This is a genomic window from Flavobacterium gelidilacus DSM 15343, assembly GCF_000422685.1.
In the GTDB taxonomy this organism is placed as follows: domain Bacteria; phylum Bacteroidota; class Bacteroidia; order Flavobacteriales; family Flavobacteriaceae; genus Flavobacterium; species Flavobacterium gelidilacus.
Window position 1 is genome coordinate 154,908 of sequence record NZ_AUGN01000001.1, and the last position, 21,244, is coordinate 176,151.

General features: G+C 30.3%; 18 protein-coding genes. 15 read left to right on the forward strand and 3 right to left on the reverse strand.

What is annotated here, in order from left to right:
* Window positions 1–4: 4 nt before the first annotated feature.
* The 5 genes from G507_RS0100685 to lon all read left to right on the forward strand — a co-directional run bounded on the left by G507_RS0100685 (window position 5) and on the right by lon (window position 6,626).
* Window positions 5–823 (forward strand): M48 family metallopeptidase, encoded by an 819-nt coding sequence (locus G507_RS0100685; RefSeq protein WP_026715673.1) that lies wholly within the window; start codon window positions 5–7, stop codon window positions 821–823.
* Window positions 824–883: 60 nt separating this feature from the next.
* Entirely contained in the window at window positions 884–2,269 is a 1,386-nt protein-coding gene (locus G507_RS0100690; RefSeq protein WP_026715674.1) for an MFS transporter, read from the forward strand.
* A gap of 32 nt (window positions 2,270–2,301) precedes the next feature.
* Complete coding sequence (locus tag G507_RS0100695) at window positions 2,302–3,057, forward strand: hypothetical protein (RefSeq protein ID WP_026715675.1); 756 nt, start codon at window positions 2,302–2,304, stop codon at window positions 3,055–3,057.
* Between the two features lie 10 nt (window positions 3,058–3,067).
* Window positions 3,068–3,976: a DUF6252 domain-containing protein gene (locus G507_RS0100700; protein WP_026715676.1), complete on the forward strand. Its 909-nt coding sequence runs from the start codon at window positions 3,068–3,070 to the stop codon at window positions 3,974–3,976.
* 196 nt (window positions 3,977–4,172) lie between these two features.
* Window positions 4,173–6,626 (forward strand): endopeptidase La, encoded by a 2,454-nt coding sequence (gene lon, locus G507_RS0100705; protein ID WP_026715677.1) that lies wholly within the window; start codon window positions 4,173–4,175, stop codon window positions 6,624–6,626.
* A 61-nt stretch (window positions 6,627–6,687) separates the two neighbouring features.
* On the opposite strand, the gene G507_RS0100710 is transcribed toward lon, so the two are convergent.
* Together G507_RS0100710 and G507_RS16190 are read right to left on the reverse strand one after the other, a co-directional pair.
* Window positions 6,688–7,068, reverse strand: coding sequence for a RidA family protein (locus G507_RS0100710; RefSeq protein WP_026715678.1), 381 nt, complete (start codon window positions 7,066–7,068; stop codon window positions 6,688–6,690).
* Between the two features lie 53 nt (window positions 7,069–7,121).
* Window positions 7,122–9,770 (reverse strand): putative LPS assembly protein LptD, encoded by a 2,649-nt coding sequence (locus G507_RS16190; RefSeq protein WP_157496449.1) that lies wholly within the window; start codon window positions 9,768–9,770, stop codon window positions 7,122–7,124.
* Between the two features lie 116 nt (window positions 9,771–9,886).
* Here G507_RS16190 and G507_RS0100720 point away from each other — a divergent pair, with 116 nt between their 5' ends.
* From G507_RS0100720 to bshA, 10 genes are all read left to right on the forward strand, one after another.
* Window positions 9,887–11,023: an N-acetylmuramoyl-L-alanine amidase family protein gene (locus tag G507_RS0100720; protein WP_026715679.1), complete on the forward strand. Its 1,137-nt coding sequence runs from the start codon at window positions 9,887–9,889 to the stop codon at window positions 11,021–11,023.
* Window positions 11,024–11,075: 52 nt separating this feature from the next.
* Window positions 11,076–12,029, forward strand: coding sequence for an MlaD family protein (locus G507_RS0100725; protein WP_026715680.1), 954 nt, complete (start codon window positions 11,076–11,078; stop codon window positions 12,027–12,029).
* 12 nt (window positions 12,030–12,041) lie between these two features.
* Window positions 12,042–13,346 carry a 4Fe-4S dicluster domain-containing protein gene (locus G507_RS0100730; protein ID WP_026715681.1) on the forward strand — a complete coding sequence of 435 codons (1,305 nt, stop codon included), beginning with the start codon at window positions 12,042–12,044 and terminating at the stop codon, window positions 13,344–13,346.
* A gap of 73 nt (window positions 13,347–13,419) precedes the next feature.
* Window positions 13,420–13,866, forward strand: a complete 447-nt coding sequence (locus G507_RS0100735) for an LNS2 domain-containing protein (RefSeq protein WP_026715682.1) — start codon at window positions 13,420–13,422, stop codon at window positions 13,864–13,866.
* A 77-nt stretch (window positions 13,867–13,943) separates the two neighbouring features.
* The gene (locus G507_RS0100740; protein ID WP_026715683.1) at window positions 13,944–14,735 is read left to right on the forward strand and encodes a (Fe-S)-binding protein; all 792 of its coding nucleotides are present in this window, start codon (window positions 13,944–13,946) and stop codon (window positions 14,733–14,735) included.
* A gap of 2 nt (window positions 14,736–14,737) precedes the next feature.
* A complete protein-coding gene (locus G507_RS0100745) occupies window positions 14,738–15,358 on the forward strand; it encodes a hypothetical protein (protein ID WP_026715684.1) in 621 nt (206 codons plus the stop codon).
* Between the two features lies 1 nt (window position 15,359).
* Window positions 15,360–15,842, forward strand: coding sequence for a hypothetical protein (locus tag G507_RS0100750; protein WP_026715685.1), 483 nt, complete (start codon window positions 15,360–15,362; stop codon window positions 15,840–15,842).
* A gap of 62 nt (window positions 15,843–15,904) precedes the next feature.
* Window positions 15,905–18,832 carry a serine hydrolase domain-containing protein gene (locus tag G507_RS0100755; RefSeq protein ID WP_026715686.1) on the forward strand — a complete coding sequence of 976 codons (2,928 nt, stop codon included), beginning with the start codon at window positions 15,905–15,907 and terminating at the stop codon, window positions 18,830–18,832.
* 86 nt (window positions 18,833–18,918) lie between these two features.
* Window positions 18,919–19,374, forward strand: coding sequence for a DUF1801 domain-containing protein (locus G507_RS0100760; protein ID WP_026715687.1), 456 nt, complete (start codon window positions 18,919–18,921; stop codon window positions 19,372–19,374).
* 64 nt (window positions 19,375–19,438) lie between these two features.
* Complete coding sequence (bshA, locus tag G507_RS0100765) at window positions 19,439–20,581, forward strand: N-acetyl-alpha-D-glucosaminyl L-malate synthase BshA (RefSeq protein WP_026715688.1); 1,143 nt, start codon at window positions 19,439–19,441, stop codon at window positions 20,579–20,581.
* A gap of 52 nt (window positions 20,582–20,633) precedes the next feature.
* Here bshA and G507_RS0100770 read toward each other — a convergent pair whose 3' ends face one another.
* Window positions 20,634–21,140, reverse strand: coding sequence for a hypothetical protein (locus G507_RS0100770; RefSeq protein WP_026715689.1), 507 nt, complete (start codon window positions 21,138–21,140; stop codon window positions 20,634–20,636).
* Window positions 21,141–21,244 lie beyond the last annotated feature (104 nt).

Below are 21,244 nucleotides of genomic sequence, written 5' to 3' on the forward strand. Positions count from 1 at the left end.
CATTATGAATAATAGAATTAAGATTAGTTTGGGATTATTATTATTAGTAGTAATTTCATGTGCTAAAAATCCATTTACAAATAAGAGCACAATGGCATTTGTACCTAACAGTCAGATTTTTCCAATGGCTTTTCAACAATATGATCAGTTTTTGACTGAAAATAAAGTAGTAAAAGGAACAACTGATGCTAAGCGTATTGAAACAATTGGTATGAAAATTAAAACGGCTGCTGAACGTTATTTAACAGCAAATGGAAATGCAGGATATTTAAAAGATTACCAATGGGAATATAATTTAGTTGATGATCCAACTGTAAATGCTTGGTGTATGCCAGGAGGAAAAATAGTTTTTTACACAGGAATTTTACCAATTTGTAAAGATGATGCTGGAATTGCAGCTGTAATGGGGCATGAAGTTGCTCACGCTTTAGCAAATCATGGTCAACAAAGAATGAGTGCTGGTTTACTGCAACAAGTAGGTCAAGTTGGAGCAGCAATTGCAGTTGGAAATAAAAGTGCTGAAACTCAAGCATTAGTAATGCAAGCCTATGGAGTTGGTACACAAGTAGGAGGGATGCTACCTTTTAGTCGTTCTCATGAAAGTGAAGCAGATATGATTGGTTTAACTTTAATGGCAATTGCAGGTTATGAACCGATGAATGCTGTCTATGTTTGGGAAAGAATGTCAGCAATGTCAAACGGTCAAGCTCCGCCAGAATTTATGAGTACTCACCCAAGTAATGAAACAAGAATTAGAGATTTAACGGCTCTAGTACCTGATGCAAAAAAAGAAGCTGCTAAATTTGGCGTTACTTTTAAATAGTTTAAAATAAAAATGTATATTCGAAGTCCCATTTATATGGGACTTTTTTAATTGATAAATATGGCAAACTTAGAGAAAGGAAATAAAAAATTAGGAACCGCATGGGCTTTTTATGATTGGGCAAATTCAGTTTATAATTTAGTAATTTCATCAGCTATTTTTCCTATATATTATGGTGCTTTATTTAAAATTAAAGGAATTTCTTCAGTAGATTTTCTTGGATTTGAAGTAAAAAATACAGCTTTAATTAGTTTTGTAACAGCCTTTGCTTTTTTAATAGTTGCCATAATGTCACCTTTACTTTCTGGAATAGCTGATTTTGCAGGAAATAAGAAACGCTTCATGCAATTCTTTTGTTATTTAGGTGCTTTGTCTTGTATTGGACTATCCTTTTTTACTTTAGATAATTTGTATTTTGGAATTCTATGTTTCTTTTTTGGACTTATAGGTTTTTGGGGAAGTTTAGTTTTTTATAATTCCTATTTACCAGATATTGCATATCCAGAGCAACAAGATAAGCTAAGTGCAAAAGGATATTCGTTAGGTTATATAGGTAGTGTTGTTTTACTGCTGTTAAATTTAGCCATGGTTATGAAACCTGAATGGTTTGGTTTTGATTTATCAATATCCAAAAAAATAATGAAATCGGGTACACCATTAGAAATTGAGTCTGCTTTAGAAACAGTCAGAAATGCTGCTTCATTTAAAGCCATGCAATATTCGTTTATTTCTGTTGGAATTTGGTGGATAGTATTTAGCCAATACACATTCTATTATTTACCTAAAAACACAGTGAATAATAAGGTTACAAAAAATGTTATTTTCAATGGTTATAAAGAATTGAAAAAAGTTTGGCATCAACTAGAAGAAAATATAATTTTAAAGAAATATTTACGCAGTTTCTTCGTTTATAGTATGGCTGTTCAGACCGTTATGTTAGTTGCAACTTACTTTGGAGAGCAAGAAATTACATGGGAATCTGATAGTCAAAGAACAACAGGATTGATAATTAGTATTCTTGTGATACAAATTGTAGCTGTTTTTGGAGCCATTATTACATCTAGAATTTCAGAAAATATTGGAAACATAAAAACGCTAATAATAATAAATTCTATTTGGATAGTAATTTGTATTTATGCTTACTTTGTGGTTAGTCCAGTACAGTTCTATATTACAGCAGGTTTCGTTGGTTTAGTTATGGGTGGAATTCAATCCTTATCGCGTTCCACTTATTCTAAATTATTGCCAGACACAAAAGATACTACCTCCTTTTTTAGTTTTTATGACGTAGCAGAAAAAATAGGAATTGTTATTGGAATGGGAATATTTGCAACTATAGATCAAATTTCAGGTTCTATGCGAAATGCCATAGTATTTTTAGCCTTATTTTTCATTATCGGAGTTTTTCTATTAACTAAGGTCCAAAAAATTGTGGCAAAAAAATAAAAAGTATATATTTGAAAAAAATAGTTTTAAAAATGAAAAAAACAATATCATTTAAAAGTTTAATCGTTTTATTTTCGATTGTTTCTTTTATATCTTGTGAAATTGAACCATTAGATTCAGCAATTGACCTAGATGCTTTAAATCAAAATAACTCAAACAATCCTAATGAAAATGGTAGTACTGGTGGTGTTTCAACAGGAGATTACTGGCCAACAGCATTAAATAATCAGTGGGTTTTAGAAAGAGATGGTGTAACCCAACAACCGTTAAAAATAATTGGAACTGAAACTTTTAATACTAAATTATATTATAAGTTTGAAGAAGTAACTGATGGAACTGGAGGAAATTCAGTTACTGCATATAGTTTCTTAAACAAAAATAATGGAGATTATACCTATAAAGTGGATAATACTACTTTAGATATCGGTGGATTAACAGGAACTCAAACAGGATTTGAATATATAATTTTAAAAGATTATTTAGATGTAAATGGAACATGGTCTGGTTCATACACACAAACAACAACATATACAGGAATTCCACCAATTGTTTTGACGGTTAATTACCAAGGAACAATTTTAGAGAAAAATGCTACTTTAACCGTTCCATCGGGTAATTATTCAAACGTTATTAAATGTAGAATAGTTTTAAATGTTAGTAATCAGGGTACTACAAGTACTACAACAACTGATTATTGGTATGCAAAAGATGTTGGTCCAATAAAAAGTGTTACAACATCAGGAGGTACTACTACAACTTCTGATTTAATAAGTTATATTTTAAATTAATTTAATAAAAATGAAAAAATCAGTATTTTTTAAAAGTTTAATCGTTTTATTTTCGATTGTTTCTCTTGTTTCTTGTGAAACGGAACCTTTAGATCCAGCTATCGATTTAACAGCTTTAAACCCAAATAACCCTAATAATCCAAACAATCCAGTTGGATCATTTACAGCAAAAATTGACGGTCAATTATGGACAGCTCAGTCTACAGCTGCACTTATTGGAGGTAATTTAATGGCTATAAATGCAACTATTGGAGGAGACAATGGTGAAAGCTTTTCTTTCTTAATTGATGGAGTAGCTACAGGAACTTATCCTGCAAATGAAAATATATTAACATACTCTCCTGCTGGAACTGATTTTGGATGGTCTTCATTAAATTTTAATAATCCTACAGAAAATACAGGTTCAATAACTATTACTTCTATAAATACTGTAAATAAAACTATTTCTGGGACATTTTCTTTTAAAGGATATTGGTCAGATGATACTCCTAATATTGCTCCAAAAAACATTACCGAAGGTATTTTTACAAACATTGCATATGAAGATTATTTGGATACAAACAACGATACTTTTTTTGCAAAAATTAACGGAACTGAGTTTGTTGAAACAGATATTTTAGCTGTAACAGTTAATGGAGTTATTGGTATTGGAGCTGCTAACACAAATGATCAAAGCATAACCATTGGAGTAGATGAGAATATAACACCCGGTACATATACTATTACAGGTGATATTGCAACTGATATGGTTCAGGCAACCTATAAGTTAAATAATACAACTTCTTTAATGTCAAATTCTGGAACGGTTACAATTACTAGTATTACCTTGGATAGAGTAATTGGAACTTTTAGTTTTAATGTAGTAAATGGTTCAACACCTTATGTTATTACTGAAGGAGCATTTGATGTAGAATACTAAATAAGTTAATTCAAAAATTAAGTCCGTCTAAGTTTTATTTAGACGGATTTTTTTATGGCATAAAACTTGACTTTATAAAGTGAAGCATTACCATACAACATATGTGTAATCTGATTTTCAGTATTTTATAGTAAATTTACTTTTTAAATAAGCTTCAAGAATATGATGTTTAATGACAAAATGACCTAATATAACTATGTCGAACCAAAAAATATTTTCAATTGACAACTTGTCACTACAAGAAATTCAATCTGATGCAGAATTAATTCCATTAATGACTCCAGAAGACGAGGAGGAAATGAATAATGAATCTTTACCAGAAGATTTAGCGATACTTCCTTTGCGCAATACTGTTTTATTTCCGGGTGTCGTAATTCCGATTACTGCTGGAAGAGATAAATCTATCAAGCTTTTAAATGATGCTAATGCCAAAGGAAAAATAATTGGAGTAGTATCACAAATAGATGAAGATGTTGAGGAACCAACTTCAAAAGATGTCCATAGAGTAGGTACAGTTGCTCAAATAATGCGAGTTCTAAAAATGCCTGATGGAAATACAACTGTAATTCTTCAAGGAAAAAAACGTTTTGAGATAGATAAATTCACTCAAGAAGAACCTTATTTAAGAGCAACGATTAAAGAAGTTGTAGAAAAGCGTCCTGATGCAAATGATGATGAATTCAAAACTATTGTTGATTCAATTAAAGAATTGGCAATTGAAATTATAAATGAAAGTCCAAATATTCCTTCAGAAGCTACTTTTGCTATAAAAAATATTGATAGCAATCCTTTTTTAATCAATTTTGTTTCTTCAAACATGAATTTGAATGTTAAGGAAAAACAAGATTTACTGCAAATTGGAGATTTAAAAGAAAGAGCCCTAGAAACGCTTCGTTACATGAATTTAGAGTTGCAAAAATTAGAACTTAAAAATGATATTCAATCAAAAGTAAGAACTGATTTAGACCAGCAACAACGAGAGTATTTCTTGCAACAACAAATGAAAACCATTCAAGAAGAATTAGGTGGTGTTTCGTATGAGCAAGAAATTGAAGAAATGCGTACCAAAGCGAAAACCAAAAAATGGAATAGCGAAGTTGAGAAACATTTTGAAAAAGAACTTTCAAAATTGCAACGAACTAATCCAAATGCTCCAGATTTTGGCATACAACGTAATTATTTAGAATTATATCTAGAATTGCCTTGGGATGAAGTTACCAAAGATAATTTTGACCTAAAACGTGCTCAAAAAATCATTGATAGAGATCATTTTGGACTAGAAGATGTAAAGAAACGTATCATCGAACATTTAGCGGTTTTAAAGCTTAGAAATGATATGAAATCACCAATTCTATGTCTATATGGACCTCCTGGAGTTGGAAAAACTTCTATTGGAAAATCTGTTGCAGAAGCGCTTGGACGTGAATATGTTCGTATCTCATTAGGTGGTTTGCGTGATGAAGCAGAAATTCGTGGACACAGAAAAACATACATTGGAGCAATGCCTGGTAGGATTATTCAGTCCATCAAGAAAGCAAAAACTTCAAACCCAGTATTTGTATTAGATGAGATAGATAAATTAAGTTCTAGTCACAGTGGTGATCCATCATCAGCCTTGTTAGAAGTATTAGATCCAGAGCAAAACAGTGAATTTCATGATAATTTTCTAGAAATGGGATATGATTTATCTAAAGTCATGTTTATTGCAACCTCAAACAGTTTATCAACCATTCAACCTGCTTTGAAAGATAGAATGGAAATCATAAAAATGTCGGGCTACACGATTGAAGAAAAAATCGAAATAGCTCACAAACATTTATTACCAAAACAATTAAAAGAACACGGTTTAACCAATAAACATTTAACTATTGGTAAAAGAGAACTTGAAAAAATTGTTGTGGGTTACACAAGAGAATCTGGTGTTCGTGGTTTAGAAAAGAAAATTGCTGAAATGGTAAGAAATGCTGCCAAATCTATAGCAATGGAAGAAGAATATAATGTTAAAGTTACGGCTGAAGATATTATAAGAGTCTTAAAATCACCAAGATTAGAAAGAGATAAATATGAAAATAATGATACTGCTGGAGTTGTTACAGGTTTAGCTTGGACATCAGTTGGAGGAGATATTTTATTTATAGAATCACTTATTTCGAAAGGAAAAGGTGCCATGACCATGACAGGAAACCTTGGAACAGTTATGAAAGAGTCGGTAACGATAGCTCTTGAATATATTAAAGCGAATTCAGAATTATTAGGAATAAAAGATGAAGTTTTAGAAAAATACAATATTCATATTCACGTTCCAGAAGGTGCAACTCCAAAAGATGGACCTAGTGCTGGAATTGCGATGTTAACCTCTATGGTGTCTTCTTACACGCAAAAAAGGGTAAAGAAAAACTTAGCCATGACAGGAGAAATTACTTTACGTGGAAAAGTTTTACCTGTTGGTGGAATTAAAGAAAAGATTTTAGCCGCAAAAAGAGCGAATATTAAAGAAATCATTTTGTGTAATGAAAACAAACCCGATATTGAAGAAATCAACCAAGAGTATTTAAAAGGGCTAACATTTCATTATGTAGATAAAATGAGCGAAGTAATTGATATAGCCATTTTAGACCAGAAAGTAAAAAATGCTAAGAAATTAGATTAATACTTTTAAAATAAAATAAAAAAGAAGCGTTACAGTGAGAATATTCAAACTGTAACGTTTTTTATTTAATAGCTAACATTGAAATTTCAATGTTTACATTTTTGGGTAAGCAAGCTACTTGAACAGTTTCTCTAGCTGGAGCGGTTTTTTCATCAAAATAAGTTCCATAGACAGCATTTATTTTAGCAAAATCCCCCATATTCATAATAAAAATACTAGTTTTTATTACATTTTCAAAAGTCATTTCGGCAGCTGCTAAAACCGCTTTCATGTTTTCCATTACTTGCTTTGTTTCTTCCTCTATAGAATCTAAAACCAATTCACCGGTTGATGGATTAATAGCAATTTGTCCAGAAGTATATAACGTATTTCCAACTAAAACGGCTTGATTATAAGGTCCAATAGGAGCAGGAGCTTTGTCTGTAAATATTATTTTTTTCATTTTATGTTGAATTTGGTTCAGCATCTCTATAAGAATACTGAATTTATTTATATTTATCTTAAAATTCTGTCTGGCACTTTATTTTTGTCCCACTTGATGTCACTAAGCATAGAAGAGCTAATACCAATAAAGAATCCCCAATAAGCATTTGTTCCATAAGGAACCCAATTAAAACTCATTCGCCAACTTTCTAAATCTCTTTCAAATCTTAACTGTGTAAAAGTAACTCCGTCTTGCGCAAAATCATATCCTGTAGAAACTCCAACTTTCCATCGCGGAGCTAATTCTATGTTTCCTGAGACCATTAACGAGTTGTTACTGATTTCGCTTTGTCTATTGCTATTATTATAGGTTACAGAATATGCAAACTGCAAATCCCATGGTAATTTAGTATTATAATTTTCTGATGATTTGTTTTCCTCTTTATCATCTTTGTTTTTATCAAAGAGACTTTGTCTGTTGTCATTCAAATCAGTTGCTTTTCCAAATAAATCATCTGGTCTTCCTCCATTTAATTCGTTTTGAGATTTAGATTTATTGTTGCCATCAGAACCACTGCTTGTTAATGAATAATTAATTTGCATATTGGCACTTGTCATTCTAAAAAGACTTCCCCCGTTATCAATATTAAAGGTGTTTATTCTAGTTCCGCTATTATCAATAGCATACGGATCTAAATTAGTTCCGAAGTTAATGTTCATTTTATCTTTCAACAATGTAGTTCCACCACTTATAGATAATGGTTGTAAGGCTAATGAATCTGCGGTTATATTATAAGCTGTAGAAAGGTTTAAATTACTAAGTAGCATTACTTTTTTAATCTCTTCTTTTCCTGTTTTTTCATCAATTTTCTTAACTTTTGCTTCAAATGAATTTCCTACTCCAAAACCAATACTACTTGATTTATTTAAACCTGGAGCGCCATAAATTCCATTTTCAAAACGAGTATATTCAGCCATTGTTGTTCCAGTTGCATCAATAGCATAAGTGTCATAATATTGTTCAAAACTTGGATTATAATTATAAGAAACAGAAGGACGCATTACGTGCCTAATGGCTTGAATCTTTTTATCTTCTCCAAAATCAAAAGTCCCATAAATAGTTGTTCCTAAGCTAGAATTAAAATTATAGGTTCTAAATGCGCCAAATTCATCTACACGTGAAGTTACTACTTCATTTTCTGTAGAACTATATGATTTTCTAATTGTATTAAAAGCCCATGTCTCAATAAAACTTGAACTTGCACTAACACTAAAGTATCTAAATACTTTGAAATTAGTACTCAACGGTATAGAGTGCTGAAATCCTGCTTTACCATCTTTAAACATTTGTGGTTTAAAAAATAAGGAGTCGGAAGTCACAATTTCGTTTTTACCATTAAGGTTATATTGTAAATTAATATTTTGAAATATTCCTTTTTTAGTTCCGCTTTTTGGAGCAAATGGGTAAATTCTATCTACACTACCTTGAAAAGTTGGTAATGTCATATTAATTTGTTCTGTATTTGTATTTTGAGAATGCGTAGCTGTAACCGAAAGATTTACTTGTGGTAAAGTTGGTATTGTTTTAGAATAGGATATAGATGAAGATAAATTGTTGTTTAAAGTAGCTCCAATATTAGACAAGTTTAACGAATTTCTAAAATATTGACTACTAGAAACATTTACAGAAGCTGAAAACCTTGAATTTGCCGCAGCTTTTTGATCTTGACTATGACTCCACTGAATATTATATTGCTTCGACTTTACATAATCCGGAAAACCTCTTTCACTTTGAATCTGGTTTTCATAGCGAAGATTAATTCTTCCACTAAATTTATAGCGTAAAGCATAACTACTTTCTGCCCTTAAACCATAACTTCCATTCGTGTAATAATCTCCTAATACAGCTAAATCGTAGAATTTACTCAAAGCAAAATAATAACCACCATTTTGAAGAAAATAACCCTGTGAATTACTTTGTCCAGGTGCTGGCAATATAAAACCTGAAATACTTTCTTCTGACATTGGAAAATAAGCAAAAGGAACTCCAATTGGTGTTGGAACATCAGCGATTACTAAATTTGTCAAACCCGTAACAACTTTTTTGCCTGGAACAAATTTAATCTTTCTAGCTAAAAAATAATATTCTGGATTATCTACATCTTTAGCTGTAGTAAAACGTACATCTTTCATGAAAATAACAGAATCATTTTCTCGTTTTGAAATGGCTGCTTTAAAATTCAATTCGCCTTGTTTCGATTTTGAATTCCAAATGATAGCTTTTTTAGTTTTTGTATTAAATCGTATTGAATCAGGCTCAATTAAATTTGCACCTTGTTTAAAGGAAGGATATTGAGTATAATTTCCAAGACTATCTTTTAATCGGCCAGCATTTACTTCATTAGTTTCGTAATTAAGTACAATAATTCCTGCTTTTAATTCTATATCTTGATAATAAAGCTCAGCTTCATCGTACAAAGTCATTTCTTTTTTGCGTTGATCAATCTTTTCGTAACCTTTAGCTTTGCGGTTTACAATGCCTTCAAGGATTGCTTTCTTTTTCTTAGTCGAATCTACTTTTGTAGTGTCTTTAATTGTTAATAACTCATTGGCATTAACTTGTAAAGTCTCTTTTGTAGTAATCTCTTGTGAAAATGATGCAGTTGTTCCAATTGTTAGGAAAATGGAAAAAAAAACGATATGGATAGTCTTTAAATACAATGCTTTTGTGCTATTTTTGTATAATTATGGCTTAGTTTTTGAAGGGTCAAACTTACATATATTTTTTTTAAAAATTATAGTGTTAGTAAAATTATAACATTCAATATTTTCAAATTATGAAAATTACATATATTAAATCTTTTTTTTCAGTTGTTTTCCTATTTTTTGTTAGCATAAGTTATGCCCAAAATACAAAATTTAAAGTTGTTTTAGATGCAGGACATGGAGGAAAAGACTATGGGGCAACTTATCATGGTAATGTCGAAAAAAATATTGCTCTTAAAACTGTTTTAAAAGTTGGTGAGATTTTGGAAAAAGATCCAAACATTACTGTTGTTTATACAAGAAACAAAGATGTTTTTGTGGAACTAGACGATAGAGCTTCTATTGCCAACAAATCAAAAGCAAATATTTTTGTTTCAATGCATTGTAATGCTAATGCTAATATTTCTGCTGCTGGAAATGAAACTTATGTAATGGGTATAACTAGAAATGCTTCCAATTTAGAAGTAGCAAAGAAAGAAAACTCAGTTGTAACCTTAGAAGATGATTATGAAATAAAATATGAAGGTTTTGATCCAAATTCACCTGAATCTGTAATCGGAATTTCTATTTTGCAAGAAGAATATCGTGAATTAAGTGTTGAATTAGCTGCAAAAGTGCAACAAGCGTTTACTAAAAAAACTTCTTTTAGAAACAGAGGAGTTAAGGAAGCTGGCTTTCTTGTGTTAAGAAAAATAACAATGCCTAGAGTTTTAATTGAAATGGGTTTCGTTTCCAATAAAGAAGAAGGAGCTTTTTTAAATTCGGATAACGGACAAGATAAATTAGCTGAAGCTATTGCCAATTCAATTTTAGACTATAAAAAAGAATACTTCATTTCATCTTTAACCGCAAATGATAAAAATAAAGGAGAAGAAAAAGACGAAGAAAAACCAAAAGAAATTATCATTAAAAAAGAAGAAACGAAAGTTATAAGTACAAAATCTAATAACGATATAGTTTTTAAAGTTCAAATTTCAGCTAGTAGTAAAAATTTAGAAACAACTCCTTCAAATTTTAAGGGATTAAATAATGTGACTAAAGAAAAGGGTTCTGTTATTTATAAATATTTTTATGAAGAAGCAAATTCATATACCGAAGCCAAAAAGAACTTAGAAGTAGCTAAAGAAAAAGGATTTGATTCTGCTTTTATAGTTGCCTTTAAAAATGGAGAAAAAATAAATATATCAGAAGCAGTAAAAAAGCCTTAAAATAAACTTGGCTTTATAGTTTATAAACAATAAATTTGCTAAAAAAGAAACATTGAAACTATCAAGAGAAATTAAAACAGCCATATTAGTTATTTCCTCTATATTATTATTTATATGGGGTTATAGTTTTTTAAAAGGAAAAGATTTATTTGTCAATTATAAAACGTTATATATTAAATACGATAATGTTGAAGGTTTAGAAACATCTTCTATGGTTTCTATTAACGGAAAAACAGTTGGAAAAGTTATAGCTATTACTTTAGATAAAAACTGGAAATCTATTGTAGAAATTCAGATTGATGGTGATTATAATATCGCAAAATCTAGTATTGCTCAAATTTATGCACCAAGTCCAATTGGAGGCAAACAAATTGCAATTTTACCTGGAGAAGGAACTGCTATAGTAGAAGACGGAGATTTTCTACAATCGGCTACAAAATTAGGTTTAACAGAAGAATTATCCTCACAATTAATTCCGTTAAAAGATAAAATAGATGTTCTTTTAGATAACGCTAATAAGATGTTAGTTAACTTGAATCAAGTATTAGACGTAACAACTCAATCGAATTTAAAAAGTAGTATAGCTGAATTAAATAAGACATTATCAGAATTTAGCCAATTGTCTAAATCGGCTAATCAAATGTTGACAGAAAATAAAAGTAAACTAAGCTCTACGCTTACAAATTTTGATAAAACTTCGGCTAATTTTGCAGCCATGTCAGATTCTTTAGCGAAAGCTAATTTAGGACAAACAGTAAAAAACCTAGAAAAAACACTTTCTTCAGTGGATAAAATAATGTCAGATGTTGAATCAGGTAAAGGAACAATGGGGAAATTAATGAAGGATGACAAAATGTACACCAATTTTACAAATGCTTCAAAAGAATTAGAATTATTGTTAGAAGATTTAAGATTACACCCAACGCGATATATTAATGTTTCTGTGTTTGGAAAGAAAAATAAACCTTACGTAGCACCAATAGAAGAAGAATCAACTAAAGAATAAACATCATTTAAAATGAATTATATAGACAATATTTTATTTGCAATTATTTTATGCATTGGAATTGGTTATTTTGCAATGAATGTAAAAAAACTAGTTCGCAACATAAAACTAGGTAACGATGTAAACCGAAAAGACAATCCGTCAGCTCGTTGGAAAAACATGGCTATGATTGCGCTTGGTCAATCAAAAATGATTAAAAGACCAATTGCAGGTATTCTTCATATTATAGTTTATGCAGGTTTTATAATCATTAACCTAGAAGTTTTAGAAATTGTAATTGATGGTTTATTTGGAACGCATCGAATATTTTCTTTTTTAGGAGGTTTGTATGGTTTCCTAATTGGTTCCTTTGAAATTTTAGCTTTACTTGTTTTAGTAGCAGTCATTATTTTCTGGGCAAGAAGAAATGTGATTAAATTAAAGCGTTTTTGGAATTCAGAAATGAAAGGTTGGCCTAAGAATGACGGAAATATTATTCTTTATTTTGAAATAGTCTTAATGACATTATTTCTTGTGATGAATGCAACAGATACTCATTTTCAAGCGAGTAATTCAGGAAATGTAATTTCTCAATTTATAGCTCCATTATTTTCTAATTATCCAGAATCTACATTACATATAATTGAAAGAACGGCTTGGTGGATACATATTTCAGGAATTTTAGTATTCTTAAATTACTTATATTTCTCTAAACATTTACACATTTTGCTTGCTTTTCCTAATACTTACTTTGCTGATTTAAATCCAAAAGGGGAATTAGATAATTTAGAAAGTGTAACAAATGAAGTCAAATTAATGATGGATCCAACAGCTGATCCTTATGCCGCACCGGCAAATCCGGATGCTGTTCCAGCTAAATTTGGAGCAAGTGATGTAGAGGATTTAAACTGGGTTCAGTTACTTAATGCATACACTTGCACAGAATGTGGTCGTTGTACTTCAGTTTGTCCAGCCAATCAAACTGGAAAAAAATTATCTCCACGTAAGATAATGATGGACACAAGAGATAGATTAGAAGAAGTTGGTAAGAATATTGATGCAAATAAAGGTGTTTTTGTTCCCGATAACAAATCGTTATTAAACGATTATATCACTGCTGAAGAACTTTGGGCTTGTACGTCATGTAATGCTTGTGTAGAAGAATGTCCTGTAAATATTAATCCTTTATCAATTATTATTGATATGAGAAGATACTTGGTAATGGAGCAAAGTGCTGCTCCTATGTCATTAAATGCAATGATGTCAAACATTGAAAATAATGGTGCACCATGGCAATATAACCAACAAGACAGGTTAAACTGGAAAGACGAAAACTAAAAACTAACAATATTTTCATAAACGTGAGCCTTGGAAATGTTAATATAAATTTGAAATAATTAATTAACAAAAAATGAAATCAGAAGAAATCGACAAGAATTTAAAAGAATTAACTATTAACGGTGAAAAATTAAGCCCAGTTTTAGCAGACGGAATTAAAAATTACTTAATTGATATTGACGGAACTATCTGCGATGATATTCCAAATGAAGAGCCAGAAAGAATGGCAACAGCTGCTGTTTATCCTGATGCTTTAAAAACATTGAACAATTGGTATGATGAAGGTCATATTATTTTCTTTTTCACATCACGTACAGAAGCTCACAGAGAAGTTACAGAAGAATGGTTAAAAAAACATGGTTTCAAATATCATGGTATGTTAATGGGCAAACCTCGTGGAGGAAATTACCATTGGATTGACAACCACTTAGTTAAAGCAACAAGATATAGAGGTAAATTTACTGATTTGGTAGATAAAGAAGTTACGATTCAAGTTTTTGATGACGAACATCACGAATAGTTTTAGTCAAAAGTCTTAAAAAATAAAGTTGAAAGTCGTAATATTTAACAGTTAAACGATTAAACATATAAAATAATATGTCAGAAAATATAGTAGTACCAACAATGGCAGAAATGCTAGCTCAAGGCAAACAACCAGAAGTTTTATTTTGGGTGGGTTGTTCTGGTAGTTTTGATGATAGAGCCAAAAAAATTACAAAAGCATTTGTTCGAATTTTAAATCGCGCAAATGTTAATTTCGCTGTTTTAGGAACTGAGGAAAGTTGTACAGGTGATCCAGCAAAAAGAGCAGGAAATGAGTTCTTGTTTCAAATGCAAGCCATGATGAATATTGAAGTTCTAAATGGTTATGAAGTTGGGAAAATAGTAACGGCTTGTCCACATTGTTTTAACACCATTAAAAATGAATATCCAGAATTAGGTGGTAAATATGATGTAATGCATCATACAGAATTTCTAAAATCATTATTAGATGATGGCAGATTAACTATTGAAGGTGGACAATTTAAAGGAAAACGTATAACTTTTCACGATCCATGTTATTTAGGAAGAGCTAACAATGTTTATGAAGCACCGAGAGATTTAATTCAAAAATTAGATGCAGAATTAGTCGAAATGAAACGTTCTCGTGCTAATGGCCTTTGTTGTGGTGCTGGTGGAGCACAAATGTTTAAAGACGCCGAACCGGGAAACAAAGAAATAAACATTGAACGTACAGAAGACGCAATGGAAACAAAACCAGATATTATTGCAGCTGGTTGTCCTTTTTGTAATACTATGATGACTGATGGCGTTAAAATTAAAGAAAAAGAAGGTTCAGTTAAAGTTATGGATATAGCTGAATTAATTGCAAACGCTCAAGATTTATAAAAATGAATACTAAAATAAACCTTTTTTCAATAATTATATTTTTTTTTAGTTTCAATTCTTATTCACAACAATTGTTAATAGATGTTATAGCAGAAGAGACATGTGACTGTATTAACAAAAAAAATCTAAATTTAGAGGAATCAAGTAGTAATGATTTGGCAGCTACTTTAACTACCTGTATGTTCGCTAGTTATCAAACTAACATTGATAAATTTAAAGAGAATGAAAAACTAAATTTTTCTGATTCAAAGCAAATGCGAGGTTTTGGTGAAAAAGTCGGACTTAGTATGGTTAAATATTGTCCCAACTTTATTATTGAGTTAGGAAAAATGAAAGATGATTTTGGATCAGATGAAGAAGAAGTAGAAAGTTATGAAAGTATAACAGGAAAAATAAAACTAATAACTTCTGAAAAATATTTGACCATTAAATTAGTAGAAGATTCAGGAAAAACCACAGATTTTTTTCTTTTAAACGATTTTGATAATTCATACTTAATAACAGACAAGATTTTAAAAAAAGATGATAAAATTGAAGTTTATTTTTATGAAATAGATTTATATGATACCAAACTAAATAAATTTCTACCTCAGAAAATAATTTCTGATATTATAAAAGAATAAAATGTATATACCATTTGAAGATTTACCAGGGCACTCAAAAATATGGATTTATCAAGCCAATAGAAAATTGTCTGATAATGAAGTTACTGAAATAACTGAAGTTACTAAAGAATTTGTAGAAAATTGGGCAGCTCACGGAACATCTCTAGAAGCTTCTTTTATAGTAAAATATAATCGCTTTATTATCTTAGCTGTAAATCAAGATTTTCATGCAGCAACTGGTTGTTCTATTGATAGTTCAGTTCAATTTATTCAAAATTTAGAAGCTAAGTATGAAATTGATTTATTAGATAAAATGAATGTAACCTACAAAACAGGTGAATTCATTGCTTTTAAAACACTTATTGACTTTAAACAATTAGCTAAAAGTAAATCAGTTTCTGAAAACACCATAGTTTTTAATAATTTAGTCAATACAATAGAAGAGTGGCAAGATTTTTGGGAAGTACCTGCTAATGAGAGTTGGCACAGTAGGTTTTTCTAAAAACAAATACTTATACAATCATCATTATCCCTTTTTTTAATGATGATTTTTAATTTACAACTATGCTAAAATATAATTTAGTCCTTTTATTTATTCTTGTTTCACTTTTTAATTATAATAGACCTATTAATTTTTCTGATAAAGATAAAATGGAGGTTAAAGATATTTATGAAGAACAGCGATGGATTGATAGTGTTTACAAAAAAATGTCTTTTGATGAAAGAGTAGGACAATTATTTATGGTGGCTGCCTATTCAAACAAAGATGAAGCTCATTATAGAAGTATAGATAAATTGGTGTCTGATTATAATATTGGAGGCTTAATTTTTTTTCAAGGTGGTCCAGTTCGTCAAGCTACGTTAACTAATAGATACCAAAGCAAATCAAAAGTACCATTGATGGTCGGAATTGATGCAGAATGGGGTTTAAGTATGCGCTTAGACTCTACATATAAATATCCTTGGAATATGACTCTTGGAGCAATTAAGGATAACTCTCTTATTGAAAGAATGGGAGAACAAATGGCTGAACAATCTAAACGTTTAGGCATTAACTTTACTTTTTCTCCAGTTGTTGATATTAATACAAATCCAAATAATCCAATTATCGGAAATCGTTCTTTTGGTGAAACTAGAGAAAACGTTACAGAAAAAGCTTTAGCTTATATGAACGGACTTCAAAATAATGGCGTTTTTGCAACGGCAAAGCATTTTCCAGGTCATGGAGATACTTCTTCTGATTCTCACCATACTTTACCAACTGTATCTTTTTCTAAAGAACGAATTGATAGTGTTGAAGTTTATCCATACAAAAAGCTAATTGAAAAAGGCTTAGCAAGTGTAATGGTTGCACATTTGAACATTCCTAACTTAGAATCTCAACCCAATTTACCGTCATCTCTTTCCAGTAAAGTTGTAACTGATATTTTAAAAAATGATTTAAAATTTGAAGGTTTAATTTTTACAGATGCTTTAAACATGAAAGGGGCAAGTAATTTCAAACAACCAGGAGATATTGATTTAGCAGCTTTTCTAGCAGGAAATGATGTGTTATTATTTTCTGAAGATGTTCCAAAAGCCTTGCAGAAATTTAAAGAAGCTTTTAAAAAGAAGACACTCACAGAAAAGCGTTTGGCTTATTCTGTAAAAAAGATTTTGAAATACAAATTCAAAGCTGGTCTAAAGAATTACAAACCTATTGCGTTAGAAAATTTATACGAAGATTTAAATAAACCTGAATATGATGCTTTAAACGAAAAATTATTCGAAAACGCAATCACGACATTACAAAATATTGATGAGATTATACCAATTACATCATTAAAAACAGAGAAAATTGCTTATATAAAAATTGGTGATGATTCTAATGAAGTATTCATTAAATCTTTAAACGAATACACTAAAGTTGATGCAATTACTGGAAATTCAATTGAGGCTATTCTATCAAAATTGCAAGATTATACCAAAGTGATTATTGGTTTTCATAAAGTAGATAATATTTGGAAAAAAAATAATCCAACAAGTGAAGAGGTTCGTTGGATTAACTCAATTTCAAAGCAAAAGAAAACTATTTTAACTTTTTTCACAAGACCTTATTCTTTGCCTTCAACCATTGACTATACAACGCTTGATGGAGTTATTATGGCGTATCAAAACAATAATTTTACACAGAAAATTGTTTCAGAGATTATTTTTGGTTCAACAAGTTCTAAAGGTAAATTGCCGGTTTCAATCAATGATAGTTTCCCTGTCAATACCGGGTTTGATACCAAAGAAATCAAACGTTTAGGATTTGATAGTCCAGAAAATGTAGGCATGGATGGTTCAAAATTAGCCCAAATTGACTCAATAATTAATGGAGCGATAAAAGATAATATGACACCTGGAGCTCAAATTGTTGTAGCTAGGAGAGGAAAAGTTATTTATCAAAAATCCTTTGGAAATCATACTTATAATGATAATATTCCTGTAAAAGATAATGATTTATATGATGTGGCTTCTTTAACTAAAGTGCTTTCAACTTTACCTAATTTAATGCAATTATATGATAAAGGTCAAGTTGCTTTGAGTGATAAACTTGGTGATATGTTACCTGTTTTTAAAGGCTCGAATAAAGAAGACGTTACCTTAATTGATATGTTGACACATCAAGCTCGTTTTCAACCTTGGGAAGCTTTTTATTTAAAAACATTAGACGCTACCAAGCACCCTGATTCAAAATACTATAGAAAAACACCTTCAAAAGAATTTCCTTTTAAAGTTGCAGAAAATCTTTATATTAGAAAAGACTTTAATGATACTATAATTAATACGATTGCTAAAAGTAAATTACGTGCTACTAAAGAATATAAATACAGTGATTTTTCATTCATACTGTTAAAAGAATATTTAGAATTAAAAACACAAAAGAAATTAGATGTTCTTGCTAATGAAAATTTCTATAGCTTAATGGGAATGAATCATACAACATACAAACCTTTAGAAAAATTTTCTTTGGGACAGATTATTCCGACAGAAGAAGATAATTATTATAGATATCAAACTGTTCAAGGAAATGTTCACGACATGGCTGCTGCTATGCAAGGAGGAGTTTCGGGTCACGCTGGATTATTTTCAAATGCTTTAGATGTAGCTAAAATGATGCAAATGTACTTGCAAAATGGAGTTTATGGCAACAACAGATTCTTTTCAGAAAAAACAATGAACGCTTTTAATACTTGCTATTATTGTGATGAAGATAATAGAAGAGGCGTTGGATTTGACAAACCTCAATTAGGTAACGCTGGTCCAACTTGTGGATGTGTTTCTATGACAAGTTTTGGTCACACTGGATTTACAGGCACAATGGCTTGGGCTGATCCTGAAAAAGAAATTGTATATGTATTTTTATCAAACAGAACTTATCCTGATTCAAATGCAGCTAATCGTTTGTCTAGAGCTAATATTCGCGAAAATATTCAGAAGATTATTTATGAAAGTATTAGAGATTAGTGGATTTTCGAATTTTTAGAAAACAGATGAAGTTGACAGATTTTAAACCAATTTCTTTTATACTTTTAACCTTTTAATCTACAAGAATGACATCAAAAGCCACAACACCAGAACAATATATTCAAGAATTACCAGAAAATAGAGTAGAAGCTATCACTAAATTACGTAGAGTAATTAATGATAATTTACCAAAAGGGTTCAAAGAAGAAATGAGTTATGGAATGATTGGTTATGTTGTACCTCACGAAATTTATCCAGCAGGTTATCATTGTACTCCAAAATTACCTTTACCCTTTATGAGTTTTGCTTCTCAAAAAAATAGTGTAAATTTCTATCACATGGGAATTTATGCAAAACCAGAATTGTTAAATTGGTTTACAACAGAATATCCAAAACATTGCACTGCCAAATTAGATATGGGTAAAAGTTGTATTCGTTTCAAAAAATTAGATCAAATACCTTTTGAATTAATTGCTGAATTGGTTAAAAAAGTTTCAGTTGCGGATTGGATAAAATGTTACGAATCTAACTTTAAGCGATAATTTAACAAAGTTTTACTTTTTGTTCTTTTTAATAATAGTATTTTTATGAAAAATATATATTTAGATGAAAATCGCAATAGTTTGTTATCCAACTTTTGGTGGTAGTGGTGTTGTAGCTACTGAATTAGGTTTAGAATTAGCCAAAAAAGGACACGAAATCCATTTTATAACTTACAGTCAACCAGTACGTTTGGCACTTTTAAACAGCAACTTGCATTACCACGAAGTTCATGTTCCAGAATATCCATTGTTTCATTATCAGCCTTATGAATTAGCTTTATCAAGCAAATTAGTTGATATGGTAAAGTTATATGATATTGATGTTTTACACGTTCATTATGCTATTCCTCATGCCTATGCAGGATATATGGCTAAGAAAATGTTAGAAGACGAAGGAATACGAATACCAATGATTACAACACTTCACGGAACGGATATTACTTTGGTAGGAAATCATCCTTTTTATAAACCAGCAGTGAGTTTTAGCATCAATAAATCTGATATTGTTACAAGTGTTTCAAGCAGTTTAAGAGACGATACTTACAGACTTTTTGATATTAAAAAAGAAATTGTAGTCATTCCAAACTTTATTGAGCCTAACAAATCATCTTCTGATGAAGTTAAAAAATGCGATAGAGGTATGATGGCTTCTGAAAATGAAAAAATCATTACGCATATTTCAAATTTTAGAAAAGTAAAACGAATTGATGATGTTGTAAAGATTTTTTATAACATTCAAAAACAAATTCCATCAAAAATGATGATGGTAGGAGAAGGTCCAGAAAAGCAAATGGCAGAAGATTTATGTTATTCTTTAGGTATTCAAGACAAAGTTATCTTTTTTGGAAATAGTTCTGAAATCGATAAAATTTTATGTTATTCAGATTTGTTTTTATTGCCTTCAGAAACCGAAAGTTTTGGATTAGCAGCTTTAGAAGCAATGGCTTGTGGAGTTCCTGTAATATCTAGTAATTCTGGAGGTTTACCCGAAGTTAATATTGAAGGTTATTCGGGATATTTAAGTGATGTTGGAGATATTGAAGCCATGAGTAAAAATGCCGTTTCTATCTTAAAAGATGATAATAAACTTAAAACATTTAAGAAAAACGCAAAAGAAGTTGCTTCACGATTTGATATTTTAAACATAGTTCCTATGTACGAAAAAGTATATGAGGAAGCCATTGAAAAATATAAAGAAAAAGTATAGTCACAAAAAAAGCCACTCGTCGAGTGGCTTTTTTTTATGATATTCATTAAAATTAATTAAATCTGTATCTGATTCCTAAAGCAATGTCTGGTCCAAAGTTATCTGATCTATAATTATCAGAATTAAAGTAAAGTTCTGGTCTAATGTCTAATGACAACTGGATAGGTGCTTCTCTAAAGTTATATTCAATACCTAAATCTCCAGCTACGAATAAAATAGTTCCGTTATCTTTATATCTATCGTTACCAATTTTTCTATCATAACTCCAACTTCCAATTCCACCACCAACACCAGCATACCAATTAAAACCCCCTTCAATATTCCAAACCCATTGGTATATTCCAGTTAATTTAAAAGCATCATAATCATTACTGTTTCTAAAACCTAAATCTAACTCTAAACGATTGTTGTCTGATAAACCTCTTTGATAAGATATTTCACCTCCAAAACCATCACTATCACCTAATCTAAGACCTAATGCATTTTTGGCAATGTCTTGAGCTTGAGAACTAAAAGCTATTCCAAATAGCATAATTGCAGATAAAAGTACTTTTTTCATATTATTTATAAAGTTTAAAATTTATAGTACAAATGTAAATTAAAAATTCAGATTAAAATTATATAATTTCATGTCAACTTTTCATAATTAACATATTTTTTATT

Bases quoted from the DNA above. Each gene is read 5' to 3' on its own strand.
- G507_RS0100690 (WP_026715674.1), top strand. From the start codon at position 884: ATGGCAAACTTAGAGAAAGGAAATAAAAAATTAGGAACCGCATGGGCT.
- bshA (WP_026715688.1), top strand. From the start codon at position 19,439: ATGAAAATCGCAATAGTTTGTTATCCAACTTTTGGTGGTAGTGGTGTT.
- G507_RS0100745 (WP_026715684.1), top strand. From the start codon at position 14,738: ATGAATACTAAAATAAACCTTTTTTCAATAATTATATTTTTTTTTAGT.
- G507_RS0100755 (WP_026715686.1), top strand. From the start codon at position 15,905: ATGCTAAAATATAATTTAGTCCTTTTATTTATTCTTGTTTCACTTTTT.
- G507_RS0100730 (WP_026715681.1), top strand. From the start codon at position 12,042: ATGAATTATATAGACAATATTTTATTTGCAATTATTTTATGCATTGGA.
- G507_RS0100700 (WP_026715676.1), top strand. From the start codon at position 3,068: ATGAAAAAATCAGTATTTTTTAAAAGTTTAATCGTTTTATTTTCGATT.
- lon (WP_026715677.1), top strand. From the start codon at position 4,173: ATGTCGAACCAAAAAATATTTTCAATTGACAACTTGTCACTACAAGAA.
- G507_RS0100740 (WP_026715683.1), top strand. From the start codon at position 13,944: ATGTCAGAAAATATAGTAGTACCAACAATGGCAGAAATGCTAGCTCAA.
- G507_RS0100770 (WP_026715689.1), bottom strand. From the start codon at position 21,140: ATGAAAAAAGTACTTTTATCTGCAATTATGCTATTTGGAATAGCTTTT.
- G507_RS0100710 (WP_026715678.1), bottom strand. From the start codon at position 7,068: ATGAAAAAAATAATATTTACAGACAAAGCTCCTGCTCCTATTGGACCT.
- G507_RS0100750 (WP_026715685.1), top strand. From the start codon at position 15,360: ATGTATATACCATTTGAAGATTTACCAGGGCACTCAAAAATATGGATT.
- G507_RS0100760 (WP_026715687.1), top strand. From the start codon at position 18,919: ATGACATCAAAAGCCACAACACCAGAACAATATATTCAAGAATTACCA.
- G507_RS0100695 (WP_026715675.1), top strand. From the start codon at position 2,302: ATGAAAAAAACAATATCATTTAAAAGTTTAATCGTTTTATTTTCGATT.
- G507_RS0100735 (WP_026715682.1), top strand. From the start codon at position 13,420: ATGAAATCAGAAGAAATCGACAAGAATTTAAAAGAATTAACTATTAAC.
- G507_RS0100685 (WP_026715673.1), top strand. From the start codon at position 5: ATGAATAATAGAATTAAGATTAGTTTGGGATTATTATTATTAGTAGTA.
- G507_RS0100720 (WP_026715679.1), top strand. From the start codon at position 9,887: ATGAAAATTACATATATTAAATCTTTTTTTTCAGTTGTTTTCCTATTT.